This window comes from Pseudomonas sp. WS 5410 (genome assembly GCF_012985645.1).
GTDB classification, from domain to species: domain Bacteria; phylum Pseudomonadota; class Gammaproteobacteria; order Pseudomonadales; family Pseudomonadaceae; genus Aquipseudomonas; species Aquipseudomonas shahriarae.
The window spans coordinates 146,330-165,615 of record NZ_JAAQWS010000012.1 but is presented as its reverse complement, the minus strand read 5'-3'; the positions used below and the strand labels follow the sequence as shown (position 1 = coordinate 165,615).

Below are 19,286 nucleotides of genomic sequence, written 5' to 3'. Positions count from 1 at the left end.
TCTGGCGCTAGAATAGCCGGACCATTGACAACAAAGGGACAAGGTTATCATGCGCACATTCAATCGCCTGCTGTTGACCGGCCTGATTGCACTCGCTCCGATGGCTGCCATAGCGGCAGACGATGCTCCTTCGGGCGATCCGGAAGTCACCATTCGCACGGAAGGCGACAAGACCATCCAGGAATTCCGCCAAAACGGCTTCCTGTACGCAATCAAGGTAACGCCCAAGGGCGGCAAACCGTATTTTCTGGTGCGCGCGGACGGAACCGATGCGAACTTCATCCGCTCGGACCAGCCGGATATGCTGATCCCGTCATGGAAGATCTTCGAATGGAAATGATTTCTTAATTTTAATCGGCGCTGCGGCCCGCGGCGCCCGTACTGGCAGTTTTAACCATGTCTGTGTTCACCCCCCTGGCTCGGCCCGAGCTGGAAACCTTTCTCGCCCCTTACGGGCTCGGCCGCCTGCTCGATTTCCAGGGGATTGCCGCTGGTAGCGAAAACACCAACTTCTTTATCAGCCTGGAACAGGGCGAATTTGTCCTGACCCTGGTTGAACGCGGCCCCGTGGACGAAATGCCGTTCTTCATCGAACTGCTCGACGTACTCCACGACGCCGACCTGCCCGTGCCTTACGCCCTGCGCACCACCGACGGCGTGGCCCTGCGCGAATTGGCAGGCAAGCCGGCGCTGCTGCAACCGCGCCTGGCGGGCAAGCACATCCAGGACGCCAACGCCCAGCATTGCGTGCAAGTAGGCGAGTTGCTCGGCCACTTGCACCTGGCCACCCAGGGCGACAAGGTGCTGGAGCGCAAGACCGATCGTGGGTTGGATTGGATGCTCGAGGAGGGCGCGCAGCTGATTTCGCACCTCGACGCCCACCAGCAGCAGCTGTTGCAAACGGCACTGGATGAAATCCAGCAACACAAGGAGCAGATCCTCACGCTGCCCCGCGCCAACCTCCATGCCGACCTGTTTCGCGACAACGCGATGTTCGAAGGCACCCACCTGACCGGGTTGATCGACTTCTACAACGCGTGCTCCGGGCCGATGCTGTACGACGTGGCGATTGCCCTGAATGACTGGTGCTCGGACGCCGCCGGGGTGATCGACGGCCATCGCGCCCGCGCACTGCTGGGCGCCTACGCGGCACTGCGGCCGTTCAGCGCCAAGGAAGCCGAGCTGTGGCCGACCATGTTGCGCGTGGCGTGTGTGCGGTTTTGGCTGTCACGGCTGATTGCTGCCGAGTCGTTTGCCGGGCAGGACGTGCTGATTCACGATCCAGTGGAGTTCCAGCAACGACTGGAGCAGCGCCAGCAGGCCACTCTCCAACTGCCGTTCGCCCTCTGACGCTGTGGGAGCGGGCTTGCCCGCGATGAGGGCGTGTCAGTCGCCTATCAGCGCCTGATACACCGCTATCGCGGGCAAGCCCGCTCCCACACAAGCCTGCTCCCACAGGGGTTCTATGTCGTCGGTTACAACGACTCCAGACACCCTGCCAAATCAGTACCCAATTTTTCCAGCAACTGCTCATACCCCTGGCCCGTGGCCGGGGTGTAGCCGCCCAAGGCATCCAATTCCGCCAGTTTCACCGGCAGGCCAGCCACCAGGGTCTCGGCCAGGCGGGGGCGCAAGGGTGGCTCGCTGAACACGCAGGTCTTGCCCACTTCCTGCAGGCGCGTGCGCATCGCCGCCACATGCTGGGCACCGGGTTGTACCTCGGCGGCCACGCTGAACACGCCGGTGTGCTTGAGGCCGTAGGCATCTTCAAAGTAATCGAAGGCTTCGTGGAAGACGAAGTAAGGCTTGCCGGCGATCCCCGTCAGGCGCGCTTTCAAACGCAGGTCCAAGGCATCCAGGCGCCCGTTGAACGCTTGCAGGTTGCTCTGGTAGCGCTCTGCGTTGGCGGGGTCAGCCGCGCTCAAGTCCGCCGCCATCCTGGCCGCAATCACCCGCGCATTCACCGGCGACAACCACAAGTGGGCATCCAGGCTGCCGGGGCGATGATCGTGATCATGATCGTCGGCTTCTTCGCCATGGTGATGATCTTCGGCGAAATGCCGCAGCTTCAGGCCCGGCAGTTCCTGCACGGCCACTGTGGGCAAGTTGCGACCCTTGAGGACCCGTGGCAGGAAGCCTTCCATGTCCGGACCGATCCAATACAGCAGATCCACCGACTGCACACGCCGTACGTCGGATGGGCGCAATGCGTAGTTATGCGGCGAGGCTCCCGGAGGCAGCAACACCTCTGGAACCGCCACGCCGTCCTGCACAGCGGCGGCAATCAGCTGTAAGGGTTTGATGCTGGTGAGCACCCGAACCTCGGCCTGGGCAGCCCCGGCAATCAATAAACTGGTGACAAATACGACAAAAACGGCAAAAAGTCGGGACACGATAAGCACTCAAGTCAGCAGGAACGGGTAACATAATAACGTCTCTCACAAATATCTGTCGCCGCTCATGCCTAAAACACCGCTTGCCAGCCGTCCCCACGACCACTCTCACTGCGTGCACAACGCACTGTCGGAGGCCGATGCCCTGTGCGCACGCCAAGGCCTGCGCCTGACCGCCCTGCGTCGGCGGGTGCTGGAACTGGTGTGGCAGAGCCACAAGCCACTGGGTGCCTACGACATTCTCGGCGTGCTCAGCGAGCAGGACGGCCGCCGCGCCGCGCCGCCCACGGTGTACCGTGCGCTGGACTTCCTGCTGGAAAATGGCCTGGTGCACCGCATCGCCTCGTTGAACGCGTTTGTCGGCTGCAACCACCCGGAACATGCGCATCAGGGCCAGTTCCTGATCTGCCGCGAATGCCACGCCGCCATCGAGCTTGAACAAAAAAGCATCAGCGACGCGATTATCAAGAGTGCCGGCGATGTCGGCTTCCGAGTCGAAGGGCAGACCGTCGAAGTGGTTGGCATCTGCTCGGGCTGCCAGGGGGCTTGATGAGCACTGCGCTGATCCGCCTGGAACAGGTCGGCGTCACGTTCGCCGACCAGAACGTGCTGGACAACATTGACCTGAGCGTCGAGCCGGGGCAGATCGTCACCCTGATCGGCCCTAACGGCGCCGGCAAGACCACCCTCGTACGCGCGGTACTGGGGCTGCTCAAGCCCGACAGCGGCAGTGTCTGGCGCAAGCCCAAGCTGCGCATCGGCTACATGCCGCAAAAACTGCACGTCGATCCGACCTTGCCGCTCTCGGTACTGCGTTTCCTGCGCCTGGTACCGGGCGTGGACCGCACTCGCGCCCAGGCTGCGCTCAAGGAAGTGGGTGCCGAGCAGGTCATCGACAGCCCGGTCCAAAGCATCTCCGGCGGCGAAATGCAGCGCGTGCTGCTGGCCCGCGCCCTGCTGCGCGAACCCGAATTGCTGGTGCTCGATGAACCGGTGCAGGGCGTCGACGTCGCCGGCCAGGCCGAGCTCTACAGCCTGATCACCCGCCTGCGCGACCGGCATGGCTGCGGCGTGCTGATGGTGTCCCATGACCTGCACCTGGTGATGAGCACCACCGACCAAGTGGTCTGCCTCAATCGCCACGTCTGCTGCTCCGGCCACCCGGAGCAGGTCAGCGGCGACCCGGCGTTCGTCGAGCTGTTCGGCAAAAACGCCCAGAGCCTGGCGATCTACCACCACCGTCACGACCATGCCCACGACCTGCATGGCGCCGTGGTCGCCGATCCGACTGCCCCTCATACCCACGTCCACGGAGATGGCTGCAAGCATGGCTGATTTTCTGCTCTACGCCCTGCTTGCAGGCTTGGCTCTGGCGCTGGTGGCGGGCCCGTTGGGTTCGTTCGTGGTCTGGCGACGCATGGCCTACTTTGGCGACACCTTGTCCCACGCCGCCTTGCTCGGCGTGGCCCTGGGCTTTTTGCTGGACGTCAGCCCGACCATTGCCGTGACCGTCGGCTGCCTGCTGCTGGCGGTGCTGCTGGTGACCCTGCAACAGCGCCAGCCACTGGCCTCGGACACGCTGCTGGGGATCCTCGCGCCGAGCACCTTGTCCCTGGGCCTGGTGGTGCTGAGCTTTATGCATGAAGTGCGGATCGACCTGATGGCCTATCTGTTCGGCGACCTGCTGGCCATCAGCCCCACGGACCTCGCCTGGATTCTCGGCGGCAGCGCTGCGGTACTGATTCTGCTGGTAGCCCTGTGGCGGCCGCTGCTGGCAATTACCGTCCACGAACAGCTGGCCACTGTCGAAGGCCTGCCCGTACCAGCGCTGCGCATGACCCTGATGTTGCTGATCGCGGTGGTGATTGCTGTCGCAATGAAGATAGTCGGCGTATTGTTGATCACGTCGCTATTGATCATCCCCGCCGCCGCCGCCCAGCGTCATGCACGCTCGCCGGAACAGATGGCGGTTGGCGCCAGTTTGCTGGGGATGCTTGCCGTGTGTGGTGGCCTGGCACTGTCCTGGTTCAAGGACACCCCGGCCGGGCCGTCGATTGTGGTCACGGCCGCCGCACTGTTTCTGCTGAGTTTTGTCCTGCCCCGTCGAGGGGTGTAGACTTGCTCGCTTTTTGCGCAATTAGAGAGTCGCAGGAATGAAGCCGTTCACCTCCCGTTATCTGCTCCTTGCCGCATTTTCCCTGCTGCTGGGCGCCTGCCAAAGCACCCCGCCCGTCGCCCCCGAGGTGCCGGATGCGCGCGCTGTGGCCATTGCACAGCTGGAACAAAACCTGGCCAGCAGTGAGCTGGCCACCGCCGAGGACCAACTCGCCGCGTTGCAGGCCCAATCGCCCGACGACCCGGCACTCGAGCCGTATCAGCGCCAACTGGCCGAGGCCTATTTGCAGCGCAGCCAGATCGTCCTGCAAAAAGGCGATGTCAACGCCGCCGCTACGGCCTTGAGCCGCGCCCGGGCGTTGATGCCCAAGGCTCCCGCGCTGACCGGTGGGGTCAACAACGCCATCGCCCACGCGCGCAAGGCCGAGCTGGATAAAGCCGAAGCCGCCCTGAAAGCTGCCGAAGCCAAGCCGCCAGCCAAGGTCATCGACCCCACCGCCGAAAGCACCACGGTGGCGCTGAACCTCACGGATATCCAGGAATTGCGCCATCAACTGGATGCCATCGCCACCGATGTGGTGAATTACCAGTGTGATGTGAGCATCCAGGTGCCGCGCACCGAGGATTACCCGTGGCTGAACACGCTGCTGACTAAACGGGTGAAGCGGATTGATTCAGGGTACGACCTGAAGATTCATCGGCAGATCCTCAGGCATATTCCGGCGCAGGTTGTGTTGATTCCGCGTAAAGCCGACTGAAGCCAATCGCGGGCAGTGCGACGATTCGACTTGCCCGCGATGGCGCCCTATCAAACAACCAATGACTTAAGCCGGAACCGCCTTGGCCCTAGGCTCCCGTTCCCAGACCCGATGCTGGGCAATCGCCGCAATAAACGCCTTCAACGCCTTGGCATCCCCGCCGACAATCAACCCCGCATCCGCCTCCAGCTTGAGCACCTGCAGCAACTGCTTCGCCTCACCCGCCAAGGCAATCGCCTTCAAATGCTTGTACGCCTCCAGCAGGTAATGCAACGCCACACCGTCGCCGCTCAACGCCTGGATCGACTTCGCCCCACCCGGCACAAACACCGCATCGAACGCGACTGACGGCAGGCCTTCCATCGAGGCATCCACCGCCAGGCTCTTGCCATCGGCGGTGGTCACCGGCGCCGAGGTCGGCCCAAGCAACTTGGCATGGGCGCCTTCTGCGGCCAGCGCCTTTTTCAGCGCGGCAATCGCGGCACCATCCACACCATTGGCCGCCAGGATCGCCACCTTGCGCGTCTTGATATCCCCCGACAGCAGGTTGGCCTGGCTCAAGGCCGGCGAACGCTCCGGCGCGGTCTTGCGCACCGGCACGGTGCCTTTTTTCGGCGCCGGCAGGCCCAGGTTCTCGGCCACGCGCTTGGCCAGGCCCAGGTCGATATTGGCCAGGATCTCATTGACCTGACGCGCGCGGATAAACTCACGCTCGACCTTGCCCAGCTCAAAGCTGTAGGCCGCGATGATGTGCTCCTGCTCGTGCGTGCTCATGCTGTTGAAGAACAGGCGTGCCTGGGAAAAATGGTCGCTGAACGATTCACTGCGCTCACGGATCTTGTGCGCGTCGATGCGCTCCGGGTACGACTCGAAACCGCCGTCCTGTGCTGCCGGCGGGGTTTCTTTCGGCCAGCCGCCATCAATAGAGTTCGGCTCATAGGACGCGCGGCCTTTATCGACGGTGCTGCGGTGCATGGCATCGCGTTGGTTGTTATGCAGGGGCGTCAGCGGCTGGTTGATCGGCAACTGGTGAAAGTTCGGGCCACCTAGACGGCTGATCTGTGTGTCGGTGTAGGAAAACAACCGACCTTGCAGCAGCGGGTCATTGGAGAAGTCGATACCCGGCACGATATGGCCTGGGCAGAACGCGACCTGTTCGACTTCAGCGAAGAAGTTGTCCGGGTTGCGATTGAGCACCATCTTGCCCAGCGGGGTGATGGGCACCAACTCTTCCGGAATCAACTTGGTCGGGTCGAGGATATCGAAGTCGAACGCGTGCTCCTTATCTTCCGGAATCACCTGTACGCCCAGTTCCCACTCCGGGTAATCGCCCATCTCGATCGCATCCCACAGATCGCGACGGTGGTAGTCGGTATCTTTACCGGCCAATTTTTGCGCTTCGTCCCACACCAGGGAGCAGGTACCCGCTGTCGGGCGCCAGTGGAATTTGACGAAGTTGGATTGACCCTCGGCATTCACCATGCGGAACGTGTGCACCCCAAAACCCTGCATGCTGCGCAGGCTTTTTGGAATGGCGCGGTCGGACATCGCCCAGATCACCATGTGCGCCGATTCCGGCTGCAGCGAGACAAAATCCCAGAACGTATCGTGAGCCGAGCCGCCGGTAGGAATTTCGTTGTGCGGCTCAGGCTTTACCGCATGCACGAAGTCAGGAAACTTGATCGCGTCCTGAATGAAAAATACCGGCATGTTGTTGCCCACCAGGTCGAAGTTGCCTTCGTCGGTGAAGAACTTCACGGCAAAGCCGCGCACGTCACGCACCGTATCGCCTGAACCACGCGGGCCCTGCACTGTGGAAAAACGCGTGAACACCGGGGTTTTACGGCCTGGGTCACGCAGGAAACCCGCCTTGGTCAGCGCCGAATGGTTTTCATAGGTCTGGAAGTAGCCATGGGCGCCAGTGCCGCGGGCGTGCACGATGCGCTCCGGGATACGTTCATGGTCAAAGTGCGTGATTTTTTCACGCATGATGAAATCTTCCAGCAGCGAAGGCCCCCGGGCGCCAGCTTTCAGGGTGTTCTGGTTATCGGAGATTTTCACCCCCTGATTGGTGCGCAGCGCCTGGCCTGTGGCGTCGGAACGGAATTTTTCCAGGCTTTGCAGCTTGGCATTGGTGTTGCCACGGTCCAGGGTATCGGTGCCTGCAAGCTCGCTCTTGGGCGGCGTAGCGGGTTTTTTGGTACTCATCAGACAAAACTCCTCGTTTGCGTAGGCCAGAGCGGTCCCTGGCTCGTGTGAGCAAAACCCCGGGCACGGCACCCGGGAAATCGAGTTGCTTAAGTAGTGACTGACGGGATTTTTTACCGTTCCTTTTTTATGACCTTTGATCGCGTTATTGCCAAATCGCTGGTTGAATACGAAATAAATGCTAAGAAACGCTATACGGACAGGCTAAAATGCGCGCCCGGCTAACCGCTGATCCCTTTTCAATGCGCCCCACAAGGTTCGCTACGTGATCGAGTTTCATAACGTCCATAAAACCTACCGGGTCGCCGGCAAGGATATTCCCGCACTGCACCCCACCAGCCTGCGCGTCGAGAACGGCCAGGTGTTTGGCCTCATCGGCCATTCCGGCGCGGGAAAAAGTACCCTGCTGCGCCTGATCAATCGTCTGGAAGAGCCTTCGGGCGGCCAGATCAAGGTCGATGAAGAAGAAGTCACCGCCCTGGATGCCAACGGCCTGCGCCGTTTCCGGCAGCAGGTCGGGATGATCTTCCAGCACTTCAACCTGCTGGCCTCCAAGACCGTCGCCGACAACGTCGCGCTGCCACTGACCCTGGCGGGCGAACTGTCGCGCCGCGAGATTGATGCGCGCGTGGCCGAGCTGCTGGACCGGGTCGGTCTCGCAGACCATGCCAAGAAGTACCCGGCGCAGTTGTCCGGCGGCCAGAAGCAGCGCGTCGGCATCGCCCGCGCCCTGGCCACCAAACCGAAAATCCTGCTGTGCGACGAAGCCACCAGTGCCCTCGACCCGCAGACCACCGCCTCGGTCCTGCAACTGCTGGCCGAGATCAACCGCGAGTTGAAGCTGACCATCGTGTTGATCACCCATGAAATGGACGTGATCCGCCGTGTCTGCGACCAGGTCGCCGTGATGGACGCCGGGGTGATTGTCGAGCAAGGCCCGGTGGCCGACGTGTTCCTGCACCCCAAGCACCCGACCACCAAGCGCTTTGTGCAGGAAGCCGAGCAGGTCGATGAAGGCGAGCAGCGTGATGTGTTCGCCCATGTGCCAGGCCGCATCGTGCGCCTGACGTTCCAGGGCGAAGCGACCTACGCGCCACTGCTGGGTACCGTCGCCCGCGAAACGGGTGTGGACTACAGCATCCTCGCCGGTCGTATCGACCACATCAAAGATACCCCTTACGGGCAACTGACCCTGGCCATCACCGGCGGTGACATGGAAGCGGCGTTCGCGCGCTTTACCGCAGCCGATGTGCATATGGAGGTCCTGCGTTAATGGACGTGCTACTGCATTACTTCGACAACGTCGACTGGGCTGATATCTGGGTTGCCACCAGCGACACCATGCTGATGCTCAGCACCTCGCTGTTTTTCACCGTCCTGGTCGGCCTGCCACTGGGCATCCTGCTGTTTCTTTTCAGCCCACGGCAGTTGCTGGAGCAGAAAGCCACTTATGCCGCCCTGGCATTCGTGGTCAACGCCATCCGCTCTCTGCCGTTTATCATTCTGTTGATCGTGATGATCCCGACGACGGTGTTCCTCACTGGCACTTCGCTGGGCGTCGCCGGTGCGATTCCACCGCTGGTGGTAGGCGCTTCGACGTTCTTCGCACGGCTGGTGGAAACCGCCCTGCGCGAGGTCGATCGCGGCATCATCGAGGCGACCCAGGCCATGGGCGCCACCACACGGCAGATCATCACCAAGGCGCTGCTGCCCGAGGCAAAGCCGGGCATCATTGCTGCAATCACCGTGACCGCCATTGCCCTGGTGGGCTACACCGCCATGGCGGGTGTGGTGGGGGCCGGCGGCCTGGGCGACCTGGCGATCCGTTATGGCTACCAGCGCTTCCAGGATGACGTCATGGTCGTGACCGTGGTGATGTTGATTGTGCTGGTGCAGATTCTGCAAACCATCGGCGATAAGCTGGTGACACACTACTCTCGAAAATAAAGGCGATTGCCGGCCCCCGCCGGCAGATGCCCGAACAAGGAGCTTGTTGGATGAAAAAACTACTGGTTGCTTTCGCCGCGGTTGCCGCGTTTTCCGCCCACGCCGCCGAAACCCTGACGGTCGCCGCCACACCCGTGCCGCACGCGGAAATCCTTGAATTCGTGAAGCCGGCCCTGGCCGCGCAAGGCGTGGACCTGAAGGTCAAGGTGTTCACCGACTACGTGCAGCCGAACGTACAAGTGGCCGAGAAGCGCCTGGACGCCAACTTCTTCCAGCACCAGCCGTACCTGGATGAGTTCAACAAGGCCAAGGGCACCCACTTGGTCAGCGTCGCCGGCGTGCACCTGGAGCCACTGGGCGCGTACTCCAGCAAGTACAAGACCCTGGCCGAGCTGCCGAACGGTGCCAATGTAGTGATCCCTAACGACGCCACCAACGGCGGCCGCGCGCTGTTGCTGCTGGCCAACCAGGGCCTGATCACCTTGAAGAACCCGACCGATATCCTGTCGACCATCAAGGACATCACCGGCAACGAAAAAGGTCTGAAATTCCGCGAACTGGAAGCCGCCACCCTGCCGCGCGTGCTGACCCAGGTCGACCTGGCGCTGATCAACACCAACTACGCCCTGGAAGCCAAGCTGGACCCTTCCAAGGATGCCCTGGCGATCGAAGGCAACGACTCGCCTTACGTCAACATCCTGGTGACCCGCGAGGACAACAAGGATTCGGACGCGGTGCAGAAGCTGGTCAAAGCCCTGAAGACCCCGGAAGTGAAGAAATTCATCAACGAGAAGTACAAAGGCGCGATCCTGCCGGCGTTCTGATCGGTCTCCAACACACCGCAGATCAGAATGTGGGAGCAGCTTTATGTGGGAGCGGGCTTGCTCGCGATGCAGGCGCCGCGGTGTATCAGTTACACCGCGGTGATGCTATCGCGAGCAAGCCCGCTCCCACATTTGTTTTGTATGGTCAGCAAAATAGCCGTTCGGCTCAGTTGCGCTGCAACAACCCTGGCAACTGCGCCACCAGCTTCTGGTTGTTCAACGGCGCACGAATAAACCCGCGCTGGGTGCCGTCCGGGCCGATCAACGCCAGGTTGCCGCTATGGTCGACGGTGTAGTTCGGCTTGCTGGTATCCGCCGGAATAAACGGAATGCTCACGGCATTCGAGACCTTCTGCACCTCTTCCACATTCGCCCCGGTCAGGCCTGCAAATTGCGGATCGAAGTAGCTCAGGTATTGCTTGAGCTGCGTCGGGGTATCGCGATGCGGGTCAACGCTGACCAGAATCACCTGCAGCTTATCCACCACGTCCTTGGGCAGCTCGCTCTTGATTTGCCGCAGCTGGGCGAGGGTGGTCGGGCAAATGTCCGGGCAGAAGGTGTAGCCAAAGAACAGCACGCTCCACTTGCCCTTCAACTCATTGACCAGTACCGGCTGGCCGTCCTGGTTGGTCATGGTCACAGGCGGCAGCTGGCGGCTTTGCGGCAGCAGGATAATGCCCGCGTCGATCAATGCCGTGGGGTCGCCCTGGCCCTTGCCAGACAGCACTTTGTTGACGGTCAGGCCCATGATCAACGCCACCAGGGCCACCAGGATAAAGACAGTTTTTTGAGTTCGAGTCATAGGTTCAACAATAAGTAGTGGTCTACGAGCAGGGCGATAAATAGCAAAAACAGGTACCAGATAGAGTACTTGAAGGTATTGATCGCCGCGTGCGGCCGACTGCCACGGTACAGCACCCAGGCCCATTGCAGAAAGCGCGCGCCCAGAACCAGCGCACACCCCAGGTACAACAGCCCGCTCATATGGATCACATAAGGCATCAGGCTCACCGCCAGCAGCGCGAAGGTGTAGAGCAGGATATGCACCTTGGTGTAGTGCTCGCCGTGGGTCACCGGCAGCATCGGGATATCGGCCTTGGCGTATTCCTCCTTGCGATGGATAGCCAGGGCCCAGAAGTGCGGCGGGGTCCAGGCGAAGATAATCAGCACCAGCAACAACGGCTCGGCACTCACATGCCCGGTGACCGCCACCCAACCGAGCAACGGCGGCGCCGCGCCGGCCAGGCCGCCGATCACGATGTTCTGCGGCGTCGCCCGCTTGAGAAAACCGGTGTAGATCACCGCATAGCCCAGCAGCGAGGCCAAGGTCAGCCAGGCCGCCAGTGGGTTGGTAAACGCCAGTAACAAGCCCAGCCCGGCCACCGCCAGCGCCAGGGCAAATGTCAGCGCGGCGGCCGGCGACACCCGGCCTTCCGCCAGCGGCCGCTTATGGGTGCGCGCCATCAGCGCGTCGATGCGCCGGTCCACCACATGATTGACCGCCGCCGCGCCACCGGCACACAGGGCAATCCCCAGGTTGCCGAAGATCAGCACCGTCCACGGCACCCCGGCGCGGGTGGCGAGAAACATACCCACCAGCGAGGTGATCAACATCAGCACCACCACCTTGGGCTTGGTCAGCTCCAGGTAGTCGCGCCAGATCGCCTGGCTGTGACGCTCGCCAATCAAGGTCGCCATGGCATCTCTCCTTTAAGGGTAATCAGACCCGACACGTGCTTGCGCGGGCTGAAGCGCCAACCGAACGGCACTTGATGGCGGACCCGCACCAGGCTGGTACGGGCGTGGTAATTGACCAGCACCAGGGTCAGCAGCAACGCTGCACCGCCGGCGTTATGGGCGACCGCCACCGGCAGCGGCAAATGAAAGTACACATTGCTCAGGCCCAGGCCGATCTGCACGGCCAGGGCGACCAGCAGCAGGCCCGCCAGGCGGGTCATACCCACCGCCTTGAGCTGCCAGGCCAGGCCCAGCAGCGCCACAGTCACCACCAGCGCGCCCAGGCGATGGGTCAGGTGAATCGCCGTACGCGCATCACTGTCCAGTTGCCCGCCCAGGTAGTTGGGGCCGATATGCTGGGTCAGGTGAAAGCCATTGGCAAAATCCGCCGCCGGCCACCACTCACCATGACAGGTCGGCAAGTCGATACAGGCCACCGCCGCATAGTTGGAACTGACCCAGCCACCGAGGGCGATCTGCCCGATCACCAGCACCAGGCCGGCGGTGGCCCAATACTGCAAACGCCGGGGCACGATCAGCGCCGGCAACACCCCGGACAGACGCAGGGTCAACAGAAACAACAGGCTTAACGTCGCGAAGCCACCCAGCAAATGCCCAGTGACCACCTGCGGCCAGAGCTTGAGCGTCACCGTCCACATGCCAAAGGCTGCCTGGGCAAACACCACAACCAGCAGAAACAACGGCAGCTTCAACGGCTGCCCCGGATGCCGGCGATGGGTCCAGGCGCGGGTGGCCAACAGCGCGATCAACAACCCCAGGGTGCCCGCCGCATAGCGATGGATCATCTCGTTCCAGCCCTTGTCGGCCTCCACCGGCGTGTCCGGGAAGTGCAACTCGGCATGGGCCAACTGGGCCTCGCTTTTCGGCACGCTGATAAAGCCATAGCAACCCGGCCAGTCCGGGCAACCGAGGCCGGCATGGGTCAGGCGCGTGTAGGCGCCCAGCAGCACCACAATCAGCGCCAGCAGGGTGGCAAACAGCGCGAGGCGAAATCCAGGTTTGGCCATGACGATGCCCTTATCCGATATTCGACAGTTTCAGCAGATGGCGCAGGTCGTTCAGCAGATCCTTGCCCTTGACCCGCGCGTCATAGCGCAGCACCAGGTTGCCGTGGGGGTCAACGATCCACAGTTGCGCATCGCCCGGCGCGGCGGCGTTTTGCTTGAAGGTCGGCAGGTCCAGGGGCAAGCGCCGCAATTGCGGGTATTCGGCTTTGAGCTTGGCCTCGTACGCGGCGCTGACCGGCTGCGCACTGGCCAGGGCATGGCTGGCACGGGACGCATCACGCCCCAGGCCGATCTGCAGTTGGCGCGCGAGGTAGACCAACTGCTGGCAATCGGCGGCGCAGGCCGCGGGTGCGGTCACCAGCAATTGCCAGCGCTCCTCGTCAGCCTGTACGCCGATATCGGCGCGGGTCTGGCCGTTGCCGATCATCTCGCCATGATCACTGCGGTTATCCGGCACCCAGAACTGCCACTTGTACATCAGGGTCGCCAGCACCATCGGGCCGATCACCATCAGCAGGATCAGGATCAGTTGCCAGCGCCCCTTGCTGCGATTGGGCGCCGCTGGCGTGTCAGACATGTTGAGTGGATTCATGGCCGCTCCCATGGTGCTTCTCCCTTGCGTTGTGCCAGCCGAGGTAGAGGTAAAGGCCCAGCAGCGCCAGCGCCATGGCGAACCACTGCACGGCATACCCCACGTGTTTTTCCGGCCCCATGGCCACCACCGGCCATTGGGTTTCATAGGTCGCCGGGCCCGCTTCGGCCCGTAGTTCAAAGGCAAACCCGCTGCGCTCCAGCTCGGCCCACAGCGCCTGCGGGTGCAGCGCCGTCAGCAGGCGCGGCCATTGCGCGGCTGCCGGGTCGGCGTGTAGCTGGAACGTCTCGCCGGGGGCGACATACACCCAGGCGTTGATATTCAAAGGTTGGTCGGGGGTGGTGAAAGCTGGCGGCGTGCGCCGATCCGGCCACGGCAGCCAGCCGCGATTGAGCAACAGCCACTGGCCGCTGGCCTGGTCATGAAAGGGTTGCAGCAACTCGACGCCGGCCTTGCCGTCGCGCATGCGGTTATCCAGCAGCACGCTGTGCCCGGCATCGAACTCCCCGCGCAACTGCACCCGGCGAAAGGCCGGATCAGCCACCGCCGCCAGTTGCGCAACGCTGAGAGGCTGCGCCGCCCGGCGCTCGGCGTAACTCTGGAGCAGCGCCTGTTTTTCCTGGCCACGGGACAACTGCCAAAAGCCCAGGAACACCATCAACGGCAGCAACACCAGCACCACCAGGGTCGGTGCAATCCCGGGGCGAAAGCGTTTCATGGCGTTACCGCGAAGGTCGATGCTGCGCTGGCTATACTGAATCTCATTGCCCGCCCCTCAAAATAAAGAGCCCTGGAGCCTGACCATGCTCAAAGCCGCTATTGCCCTGATGCTGATCGCTACCGTTGTGAGCCTGTTCAGTGGCTTGTTCTTTCTGGTCAAGGACGAAGGCCACTCCAATCGCCTCGTCACCGCCTTGACCGTGCGTGTGGTGCTGGCCGTGATCACCCTGGCGCTGATCACCTGGGGGTTCTTCAGCGGCCAGCTGGTTTCCCACGCCCCCTGGTAAGCCGCTACAGCACGTAGACGAAGAAAAACAACCCGATCCACACCACGTCGACAAAGTGCCAATACCAACTGGCCGCTTCGAAACCGAACTGGTGCTCGGCATTGAAATGCCCCTTGAGGATGCGCATCAGCATCACGAACAAAATGATCGTGCCGATGGTCACGTGGGCGCCGTGAAAGCCGGTGAGCATGAAGAACGTCGCGCCATACACCCCGGACCCCAGCGTCAGGCCCAGCTCTTTATAGGCGTGGATATATTCCTCGGCCTGGAAGCCGAGGAACGCCACCCCCAACAACACGGTAATCGCCAGCCAGATCTTCAGCGCGCCGCGATGGCCCTTGCGCAGGGCGTGGTGGGCGATGGTGATGGTCACGCTGGAGCTCACCAACAAGATGGTGTTGACCAACGGCAGGCCCCACGGGCTGATGGTGCCTTCCGGCGCCGGGAACAGCTTGGGATCCGGGTTGTTGAGCAGCGGCCAGGCGAACTCGAAGTTGGGCCACAGCATATGGGCAATGCCCTTGGAGCCCTCACCGGCGAGCCACGGCGCCGACAGATGCCGCACATAGAACAGCGCGCCAAAGAACGCGATGAAAAACATCACCTCGGAAAAGATGAACCAGGTCATGCCCCAGCGGAACGAGCGGTCCATCTGCGCGCTGTACAAGCCGGCGCGGCTTTCTTTGATCACCGCGCCAAACCAGCCAAACATCATGTAGGCCAGCAGCAGGCTGCCAACGAAAAAGATCAGCGGGCCGTGGGATTCCGGGCGTGCCGCCTTAAGGTCGTTGAACCACACACCCAGGCCATACACGGTGATCAACAGCCCAAACGTGGCAATTATTGGCCATTTGCTTTGCGCTGGTACGTAGTACGTATCATGAGTCGACATGTATCCGTTCTCCTAATCGAGCCCGCAGGCACGCCTAGCCGCCGGTATGGACAGCCACGGGCGGTTGGCGCGCAGTGATATCGAACAGCGTGTACGCCAGGGTCAAATGCTTCACATCCTTGGGCATGTCGCGGTCGACAATGAAGCGCACCGGCATCTCGATGCGCTCTCCCGGCTGCAGCACTTGCTGGGTGAAGCAAAAACACTCGGTCTTGTGGAAGTACATCGCCGCTTCGGCCGGGGAGATACTCGGGATCGCCTGGGCTGTCATCGGCTTGTCGGTGGGGTTGAAGGCCACGAACACCATCTCGTTGACCGCACCGGGATGGACCACGATTTCGTCGGCCCTGGAGTGGAATTCCCAGACCATATCGATGGCATTGGTTGACAGGAACTGCACCCGTATCTGGCGCGAGGGGTCGACCACCTGCGAGCCTTCGTACTGCCCGGCGGTCTTGCCGTTGATGCCAAACGCTTTGCACATCACGTCGTAGATCGGCACCAGGGCAAAGCCGAAGGCGAACATCGCCAGCACCAGGATGAGCAGGCGCGTGACCAGGCGGTTGAGAGGTACGGAGTCAGCCATGACGCCCACCTGGGCGAGCTGGCTTCGCGATGAGGCCCTCAAGCTCTGCAGGGGTCTTGAGGCCGCCATCGCGGGCAAGCCCGCTCCCACAGGGGATCGGGAGTGTTTTCATGACCGGGTTCATTTGACCTCCGGCGGCGTGGTGAAGGTGTGGTAGGGCGCCGGTGAAGGAATGCTCCACTCCAGCCCTTCGGCGCCATCCCACGGCTTGGCCGGTGCCGGCTGGCCGCCACGGATGCACTTGATCACGATAAACAGGAAGAAAATCTGCGTGGCACCGAACATAAAGGCGCCAATCGACGACACCATGTTGAAGTCGGCGAACTGCAGGTTGTAGTCCGGCACCCGCCGCGGCATGCCGGCCAGCCCCACGAAGTGCATGGGGAAGAACGCCATGTTCATCCCCACGAACGACAGCCAGAAGTGCAGCTTGCCCAGGGTTTCGTCGTACATGTGGCCGGTCCATTTCGGCAGCCAGTAGTAGGCCGAGGCGAAGATCCCGAAGATTGCGCCGGGCACCAGTACGTAATGGAAATGCGCCACCACAAAGTAGGTGTCGTGGTACTGGAAGTCCGCCGGGGCAATGGCCAGCATCAGCCCGGAAAAGCCACCGATGGTGAACAGGATCACAAAGGCCACGGCAAACAGCATCGGTGTCTCAAAGGTCAGCGAGCCTTGCCACATGGTGCTGACCCAGTTGAACACCTTGACCCCGGTGGGCACCGCGATCAGCAGGGTGGCGTACATGAAGAACAACTCGCCCACCAACGGAATGCCCACCACGAACATATGGTGCGCCCACACGATAAACGACAGGAACGCGATACTCGCCGTGGCGTAGACCATCGAGGTGTAGCCAAACAGCGGCTTGCGCGAGAAGGTCGGGATGATCGAGCTGACGGCACCGAAGGCCGGCAGGATCATGATGTACACCTCGGGATGGCCGAAGAACCAGAACACATGCTGGAACAGCACCGGGTCACCGCCGCCAGCGGCGCTGAAGAAGCTGGTGCCGAAGTGGATATCCATCAGCATCATGGTCACGCAACCGGCCAGTACCGGCATCACTGCGATCAGCAGGAAGGCGGTGATCAGCCAGGTCCAGACAAACAGCGGCATCTTCATCAGCGTCATGCCGGGTGCGCGCAGGTTGAGGATGGTCGCGACCACGTTGATCGCGCCCATGATCGAGCTGATGCCCATCAGGTGGATGGCAAAGATAAAGAACGTCACGCTTTCCGGGGCGTAAGTGGTAGAGAGCGGGGCGTAGAAGGTCCAGCCAAAGTTCGGCCCACCGCCCGGGCTGAACAACGTCGAGACCAGCAGCAGGAACGCCGCCGGCAGCAGCCAGAAGCTGAAGTTGTTCATGCGCGGTAGGGCCATGTCCGGCGCGCCGATCATCAGCGGGATCATCCAGTTGGCCAGGCCGACAAACGCCGGCATCACCGCGCCAAACACCATGATCAGGCCATGCATGGTGGTCATCTGGTTGAAGAACGCCGGCTCGACGATCTGCAGGCCCGGCTGGAACAGCTCGGCGCGGATCACCATGGCGAACGAACCACCCAGCAGGAACATGGCGAAGCTGAACCACAGGTACATGGTCCCGATATCTTTGTGGTTGGTGGTCAGCACCCAGCGCATCAAGCCCTTGGCGGGACCGTGGGCGTGGTCAGCGGCATGACCGTGGTCATCAATCACAGTGCTCATGACCGTTCTCCTGCAAGCGGATGGGCGGGGCGGTTCAGGGCATACGCAATGAAGAGGTTCATTTGCTTTCCGCCTGTTTGATGGCCAGCACGTCTTTAGGCGTGACCATGTCGCCTTTGTTGTTGCCCCAGGCGTTACGCTCGTAAGTCACGACCGCTGCAATATCGACTTCCGACAGTTGCTTGCCGAAGGCCGCCATCGCCGTACCGGGCTTGCCGTGGTAGACGATGCTCAGGTGGTCTGCCGCCGGTCCAGTGGCGATCTTCGAGCCTTTGAGCGCCGGGAACATCGGCGGCAGGCCCTGGCCTTCGGCCTGGTGACAGGCCACGCAAGTGGTGTGGTAGACCTTGTCGCCACGGGCCACCAGCTCTTCGAGTGTCCACTCTTTGGAGGTCAGCTCCTTGAGCTTGGCAGCTTCCTCCTTGCGCTCGCCGAGCCAGGTGGCGTAGTCGGCCTTGGACTTGACCTCGACCACGATGGGCATGAAACCGTGGTCTTTGCCGCACAGCTCCGCGCACTGGCCACGGTAGATGCCGGGCTTCTCGACCCGGGTCCAGGCCTCGTTGACGAAACCGGGGATGGCATCGCGCTTGACCGCAAACGCCGGCACCCACCAGGAGTGGATCACGTCGGCGGCAGTCACCAAGAAGCGCACCTTGGCGCCCACTGGCAGCACCAGCGGCTGGTCGACTTCCAGCAGGTAGTGTTCGCCCTTGGTGGCCTGGTTATGGATCTGCTCGGCGGGGGTGGCCAGGTTGCTGAAGAACTCGACGTCCTGGCCCAGGTATTTGTAGTGCCACTTCCACTGATAGCCGGTGACCTGGATATCGATATCCGACTCACTGCTGTCGTAGATGTTGATCAGGGTCTTGGTCGCCGGAATGGCCATGGCGACGAGGATCAGCAAGGGCACCACGGTCCAGAGAATTTCCACCGTCGTACTTTCGTGGAACTTGGCCGCCACTTGGCCCGTGGAACGTCGATGCATAATCATCGACCAGAACATGGCGCCAAACACGATGATGCCGATCACCACACAGATCCAGAAGATGGTCATGTGCAGGTCGAATACGGCGTGACTGACTTCCGTGGCCCCTGGTGCCATATTCACCGTCCAGGCGGCCTGCGCCTGGCTGAATACTGACCACAAGAGTAAGCCCATCCAAACATGTGGATGTCGCGTCATTGCGGGTTCCCCTTATCGTTCTTGTTATCCCGCCGGTTTGCACCTGCGGCCAAGGGGGCGGCTTCCAAACTGCTTACATCCGCCAAGCCTTGCCTGCCTAATGCAGTCGGGCGTCATCAGCTAATTGCGTACATCCCCGAGTATAGACAGCGACTGCGACCCCGCAATGTGAGGGGGCAAATCAGTGAAAAGAGACGAACGGCGCTGGCCAGCCCGCAGATTGAAGGCCTATCCGACGAACGATGGCGATTCGATATAACAGCGATGCATAACCATGAAATAATTATGACAAATGCATCTTAG

21 protein-coding genes are annotated in these 19,286 nt (G+C 61.8%); 10 read left to right on the top strand and 11 right to left on the bottom strand.

The features are described from left to right. Positions 1–49 precede the first annotated feature (49 nt). Together HBO24_RS18485 and HBO24_RS18480 are read left to right on the top strand one after the other, a co-directional pair. A complete protein-coding gene (locus HBO24_RS18485) occupies positions 50–340 on the top strand; it encodes a DUF2782 domain-containing protein (RefSeq protein ID WP_169960467.1) in 291 nt (96 codons plus the stop codon). A gap of 56 nt (positions 341–396) precedes the next feature. Further along, the gene (locus tag HBO24_RS18480) at positions 397–1,350 is read left to right on the top strand and encodes a homoserine kinase (RefSeq protein WP_057439250.1); all 954 of its coding nucleotides are present in this window, start codon (positions 397–399) and stop codon (positions 1,348–1,350) included. 125 nt (positions 1,351–1,475) lie between these two features. On the opposite strand, the gene HBO24_RS18475 is transcribed toward HBO24_RS18480, so the two are convergent. Then, the gene (locus tag HBO24_RS18475; protein WP_170060082.1) at positions 1,476–2,402 is read right to left on the bottom strand and encodes a zinc ABC transporter substrate-binding protein; all 927 of its coding nucleotides are present in this window, start codon (positions 2,400–2,402) and stop codon (positions 1,476–1,478) included. Positions 2,403–2,448: 46 nt separating this feature from the next. Here HBO24_RS18475 and HBO24_RS18470 point away from each other — a divergent pair, with 46 nt between their 5' ends. The 4 genes from HBO24_RS18470 to HBO24_RS18455 are packed head-to-tail and all read left to right on the top strand — an operon-like array spanning position 2,449 to position 5,266. Beyond that, on the top strand, positions 2,449–2,943 hold the full coding sequence (locus HBO24_RS18470) for a Fur family transcriptional regulator (protein WP_169851371.1): 495 nt from the start codon (positions 2,449–2,451) through the stop codon (positions 2,941–2,943). Then, complete coding sequence (gene znuC / locus HBO24_RS18465; protein ID WP_057444838.1) at positions 2,943–3,728, top strand: zinc ABC transporter ATP-binding protein ZnuC; 786 nt, start codon at positions 2,943–2,945, stop codon at positions 3,726–3,728. The genes HBO24_RS18470 and znuC overlap by 1 nt, the downstream gene beginning before the upstream one ends. Beyond that, positions 3,721–4,509, top strand: coding sequence for a zinc ABC transporter permease subunit ZnuB (gene znuB, locus HBO24_RS18460; protein ID WP_029290341.1), 789 nt, complete (start codon positions 3,721–3,723; stop codon positions 4,507–4,509). The genes znuC and znuB overlap by 8 nt, the downstream gene beginning before the upstream one ends. Before the next feature lie 37 nt (positions 4,510–4,546). Further along, positions 4,547–5,266, top strand: coding sequence for a PA5502 family lipoprotein (locus HBO24_RS18455; protein WP_057439252.1), 720 nt, complete (start codon positions 4,547–4,549; stop codon positions 5,264–5,266). Between the two features lie 66 nt (positions 5,267–5,332). Here HBO24_RS18455 and katE read toward each other — a convergent pair whose 3' ends face one another. Next, on the bottom strand, positions 5,333–7,504 hold the full coding sequence (gene katE / locus HBO24_RS18450) for a catalase HPII (RefSeq protein WP_262152981.1): 2,172 nt from the start codon (positions 7,502–7,504) through the stop codon (positions 5,333–5,335). Between the two features lie 235 nt (positions 7,505–7,739). Here katE and HBO24_RS18445 point away from each other — a divergent pair, with 235 nt between their 5' ends. From HBO24_RS18445 to HBO24_RS18435, 3 genes are read left to right on the top strand one after another with little or no spacing between them, the layout of a single operon-like run. Beyond that, positions 7,740–8,747, top strand: coding sequence for a methionine ABC transporter ATP-binding protein (locus HBO24_RS18445; protein ID WP_170060081.1), 1,008 nt, complete (start codon positions 7,740–7,742; stop codon positions 8,745–8,747). Next, on the top strand, positions 8,747–9,421 hold the full coding sequence (locus HBO24_RS18440) for a methionine ABC transporter permease (RefSeq protein ID WP_170060080.1): 675 nt from the start codon (positions 8,747–8,749) through the stop codon (positions 9,419–9,421). Before HBO24_RS18445 ends, HBO24_RS18440 begins: the two co-directional genes overlap by 1 nt. Before the next feature lie 50 nt (positions 9,422–9,471). Beyond that, a complete protein-coding gene (locus HBO24_RS18435) occupies positions 9,472–10,245 on the top strand; it encodes a MetQ/NlpA family ABC transporter substrate-binding protein (protein ID WP_057444837.1) in 774 nt (257 codons plus the stop codon). 166 nt (positions 10,246–10,411) lie between these two features. Here the strand turns inward: HBO24_RS18435 and HBO24_RS18430 are convergent, their stop codons facing one another. The 5 genes from HBO24_RS18430 to HBO24_RS18410 are packed head-to-tail and all read right to left on the bottom strand — an operon-like array spanning position 10,412 to position 14,320. After that, positions 10,412–11,047: an SCO family protein gene (locus HBO24_RS18430; RefSeq protein ID WP_057439255.1), complete on the bottom strand. Its 636-nt coding sequence runs from the start codon at positions 11,045–11,047 to the stop codon at positions 10,412–10,414. Beyond that, positions 11,044–11,943 carry a heme o synthase gene (gene cyoE / locus HBO24_RS18425; protein ID WP_057444836.1) on the bottom strand — a complete coding sequence of 300 codons (900 nt, stop codon included), beginning with the start codon at positions 11,941–11,943 and terminating at the stop codon, positions 11,044–11,046. Before cyoE ends, HBO24_RS18430 begins: the two co-directional genes overlap by 4 nt. Further along, positions 11,931–13,010: a COX15/CtaA family protein gene (locus HBO24_RS18420; RefSeq protein WP_170060079.1), complete on the bottom strand. Its 1,080-nt coding sequence runs from the start codon at positions 13,008–13,010 to the stop codon at positions 11,931–11,933. Before HBO24_RS18420 ends, cyoE begins: the two co-directional genes overlap by 13 nt. 10 nt (positions 13,011–13,020) lie before the next feature. Then, the gene (locus HBO24_RS18415; protein ID WP_128593084.1) at positions 13,021–13,614 is read right to left on the bottom strand and encodes a hypothetical protein; all 594 of its coding nucleotides are present in this window, start codon (positions 13,612–13,614) and stop codon (positions 13,021–13,023) included. After that, positions 13,580–14,320, bottom strand: coding sequence for an SURF1 family protein (locus HBO24_RS18410; protein WP_057439256.1), 741 nt, complete (start codon positions 14,318–14,320; stop codon positions 13,580–13,582). Before HBO24_RS18410 ends, HBO24_RS18415 begins: the two co-directional genes overlap by 35 nt. 85 nt (positions 14,321–14,405) lie before the next feature. Here HBO24_RS18410 and HBO24_RS18405 point away from each other — a divergent pair, with 85 nt between their 5' ends. Next, entirely contained in the window at positions 14,406–14,609 is a 204-nt protein-coding gene (locus HBO24_RS18405; RefSeq protein ID WP_017528731.1) for a twin transmembrane helix small protein, read from the top strand. 4 nt (positions 14,610–14,613) lie between these two features. Here HBO24_RS18405 and HBO24_RS18400 read toward each other — a convergent pair whose 3' ends face one another. The 4 genes from HBO24_RS18400 to coxB form a co-directional block, all read right to left on the bottom strand. After that, entirely contained in the window at positions 14,614–15,501 is an 888-nt protein-coding gene (locus tag HBO24_RS18400) for a cytochrome c oxidase subunit 3 (RefSeq protein ID WP_128593085.1), read from the bottom strand. Positions 15,502–15,535: 34 nt separating this feature from the next. Next, positions 15,536–16,087, bottom strand: a complete 552-nt coding sequence (locus HBO24_RS18395) for a cytochrome c oxidase assembly protein (protein WP_057439257.1) — start codon at positions 16,085–16,087, stop codon at positions 15,536–15,538. A 120-nt stretch (positions 16,088–16,207) separates the two neighbouring features. Next, positions 16,208–17,797, bottom strand: coding sequence for a cytochrome c oxidase subunit I (ctaD, locus tag HBO24_RS18390; RefSeq protein WP_057439258.1), 1,590 nt, complete (start codon positions 17,795–17,797; stop codon positions 16,208–16,210). A gap of 58 nt (positions 17,798–17,855) precedes the next feature. Beyond that, on the bottom strand, positions 17,856–18,983 hold the full coding sequence (gene coxB / locus HBO24_RS18385; protein ID WP_170045470.1) for a cytochrome c oxidase subunit II: 1,128 nt from the start codon (positions 18,981–18,983) through the stop codon (positions 17,856–17,858). Positions 18,984–19,286 lie beyond the last annotated feature (303 nt).

Bases quoted from the DNA above. Each gene is read 5' to 3' on its own strand.
- HBO24_RS18485 (WP_169960467.1), top strand. From the start codon at position 50: ATGCGCACATTCAATCGCCTGCTGTTGACCGGCCTGATTGCACTCGCT.
- HBO24_RS18480 (WP_057439250.1), top strand. From the start codon at position 397: ATGTCTGTGTTCACCCCCCTGGCTCGGCCCGAGCTGGAAACCTTTCTC.
- znuC (WP_057444838.1), top strand. From the start codon at position 2,943: ATGAGCACTGCGCTGATCCGCCTGGAACAGGTCGGCGTCACGTTCGCC.
- znuB (WP_029290341.1), top strand. From the start codon at position 3,721: ATGGCTGATTTTCTGCTCTACGCCCTGCTTGCAGGCTTGGCTCTGGCG.
- HBO24_RS18455 (WP_057439252.1), top strand. From the start codon at position 4,547: ATGAAGCCGTTCACCTCCCGTTATCTGCTCCTTGCCGCATTTTCCCTG.
- HBO24_RS18440 (WP_170060080.1), top strand. From the start codon at position 8,747: ATGGACGTGCTACTGCATTACTTCGACAACGTCGACTGGGCTGATATC.
- HBO24_RS18435 (WP_057444837.1), top strand. From the start codon at position 9,472: ATGAAAAAACTACTGGTTGCTTTCGCCGCGGTTGCCGCGTTTTCCGCC.
- HBO24_RS18430 (WP_057439255.1), bottom strand. From the start codon at position 11,047: ATGACTCGAACTCAAAAAACTGTCTTTATCCTGGTGGCCCTGGTGGCG.
- cyoE (WP_057444836.1), bottom strand. From the start codon at position 11,943: ATGGCGACCTTGATTGGCGAGCGTCACAGCCAGGCGATCTGGCGCGAC.
- HBO24_RS18420 (WP_170060079.1), bottom strand. From the start codon at position 13,010: ATGGCCAAACCTGGATTTCGCCTCGCGCTGTTTGCCACCCTGCTGGCG.
- HBO24_RS18415 (WP_128593084.1), bottom strand. From the start codon at position 13,614: ATGGGAGCGGCCATGAATCCACTCAACATGTCTGACACGCCAGCGGCG.
- HBO24_RS18410 (WP_057439256.1), bottom strand. From the start codon at position 14,320: ATGAAACGCTTTCGCCCCGGGATTGCACCGACCCTGGTGGTGCTGGTG.
- HBO24_RS18405 (WP_017528731.1), top strand. From the start codon at position 14,406: ATGCTCAAAGCCGCTATTGCCCTGATGCTGATCGCTACCGTTGTGAGC.
- HBO24_RS18400 (WP_128593085.1), bottom strand. From the start codon at position 15,501: ATGTCGACTCATGATACGTACTACGTACCAGCGCAAAGCAAATGGCCA.
- HBO24_RS18395 (WP_057439257.1), bottom strand. From the start codon at position 16,087: ATGGCTGACTCCGTACCTCTCAACCGCCTGGTCACGCGCCTGCTCATC.
- ctaD (WP_057439258.1), bottom strand. From the start codon at position 17,797: ATGAGCACTGTGATTGATGACCACGGTCATGCCGCTGACCACGCCCAC.
- coxB (WP_170045470.1), bottom strand. From the start codon at position 18,983: ATGACGCGACATCCACATGTTTGGATGGGCTTACTCTTGTGGTCAGTA.